Origin of the sequence: Parapedobacter deserti (assembly GCF_042646065.1) — a bacterium.
Taxonomy (GTDB): domain Bacteria; phylum Bacteroidota; class Bacteroidia; order Sphingobacteriales; family Sphingobacteriaceae; genus Parapedobacter; species Parapedobacter deserti.
Map to the genome: position 1 here is coordinate 1 of NZ_JBHRTA010000006.1, position 2,203 is coordinate 2,203.

Sequence of the window (2,203 nt, forward strand, 5' to 3'; positions counted from 1 at the left end):
CGCAGTATAACAGCGGAGAATTTACATTAGATGCTACGGCTCCGACTCCGGGAACCGGCGAATGGAGCGTGGTTAGTGGTACGCCTGCAGTTGGAATAGTGGATGTTACCGATCCGAACGCAATCATTACATTGGATCCGAATACGTCTGTAACCCTGCGTTGGACGGTTACTAATGGAACGTGTGTCGCTTTTGATGATGTGGTGTTGACGTATACTTCACAAGCGGACATCGTAACGGTGAAAGTGGTGAGTGATGCCACGCAGACAACGTTCACCCCGGGTGAATCGGTAGACTACACGATCACGGTGACGAACAACGGCCCGAGCGATGCACAGGATGTGAACGTGGTGGATACGGCTCCAACCGGCACGACGATCACTGGCTGGACAGCGGTGGTGACCACCGGTACGGTGACATTGCCGAATACTTCAGGTACCGGTAATATCAATGAGACGATAGCCACATTGCCTGACGGCGCTGTGGTGACCTATACGGTGACGGTGCAGACACCGGCTGACTTCGATGATGACCTGGTGAATACGGTTACGGTGACCACACCGACACCCGACCCGGATCCGACCTGCGATGACTGCACGACCCCGCCATTGACTCCTGATCCGCAGGCGGACGTGGTAACGGTGAAGGTGGTGAGCGATGCCACGCAGACAACATTCACCCCGGGTGAATCGGTTGACTACACGATCACGGTGACCAACAACGGTCCGAGCGATGCCCAGGATGTGAACGTGGTGGATACGGCTCCGGCCGGCACGACGATCACTGGCTGGACAGCGGTGGTAACCACCGGCACGGTAACGCTTCCCAATACTTCAGGCACGGGTGATATCAACGAGACAATAGCCACATTGCCTGACGGCGCTGTGGTAACCTATACGGTAACGGTACAGACACCGGCTGACTTCGATGATGACCTGGTAAATGCGGTTACGGTGACCACACCGACACCCGACCCGGATCCGACCTGCGATGACTGCACGACCCCGCCGCTGACACCTGATCCGCAGGCGGACATCGTGACAGTGAAAGTGGTGAGTGATGCCACGCAGACAACGTTCACCCCGGGTGAGTCGGTTGACTACACGATCACGGTGACCAACAACGGCCCGAGCGATGCGCAGGATGTGAACGTGGTGGATACGGCTCCTGCCGGAACCATTATCACAAGCTGGAGTGCAACAGTCACAGCGGGTACGGTGACATTGCCAAACACCAGTGGCACGGGCGACATTAATGAGACGATAGCCACATTGCCTGACGGCGCTGTGGTAACCTATACGGTAACGGTGCAGACGCCGGCTGACTTCGATGATGACCTGGTGAATACGGTTACGGTGACCACACCGACACCTGACCCGGATCCGACCTGCGATGACTGCACGACCCCGCCATTGACACCCAATCCGCAGGCTGACATCGTAACGGTGAAAGTGGTGAGTGATGCCACGCAGACAACGTTCACCCCGGGTGAGTCGGTAGACTATACGATCACGGTGAGCAACAACGGCCCGAGTGATGCACAGGATGTGAACGTGGTGGATACGGCTCCAACCGGCACGACGATCACTGGCTGGAGTGCAACAGTCACGACGGGTACGGTGACATTGCCAAACACCAGCGGCACGGGTGATATCAATGAGACGATCGCCACATTGCCTGACGGCGCTGTGGTAACCTATACGGTGACGGTGCAGACACCGGCTGACTTCGATGATGACCTGGTAAATGCGGTTACGGTGACCACACCGACACCTGACCCGGATCCGACCTGCGATGACTGTGAGACCCCGCCGCTGACACCTGATCCGCAGGCTGACATCGTAACGGTGAAAGTGGTGAGCGATGCCACGCAGACAACGTTCACCCCGGGTGAGTCGGTTGACTACACGATCACGGTGACGAACAATGGCCCGAGCGATGCGCAGGATGTGAACGTGGTGGATACGGCTCCAACCGGCACGACGATCACTGGCTGGACAGCGGTGGTGACCACCGGTACGGTGACATTGCCAAACACCAGTGGCACGGGCGACATTAATGAGACGATAGCCACATTGCCTGACGGCGCTGTGGTAACCTATACGGTAACGGTGCAGACACCGGCTGACTTCGATGATGACCTGGTGAATACGGTTACGGTGACCACACCGACACCTGACCCGGATCCGACCTGCGATGACTG

The 2,203-nt window shown here is 57.4% G+C and carries 1 protein-coding gene and 1 pseudogene (both running past the window's edge); both read left to right on the top strand.

What is annotated here, in order from left to right; genetic code table 11:
- The first annotated feature begins 248 nt into the window (after nt 1-248).
- Nucleotides 249-2,203 (top strand): annotated as a pseudogene (locus ACFOET_RS01765) (DUF7927 domain-containing protein) (it continues 40 nt past the right edge of the window).
- Nucleotides 2,197-2,203 carry part of the coding region annotated (locus ACFOET_RS01770; protein ID WP_379018948.1) for a DUF7927 domain-containing protein on the top strand (this coding region is incomplete at its 3' end). 1,607 nt of the annotated region lie beyond the right edge of the window, so 7 of the 1,614 annotated nt are shown. The pseudogene ACFOET_RS01765 and the gene ACFOET_RS01770, both read left to right, overlap by 47 nt.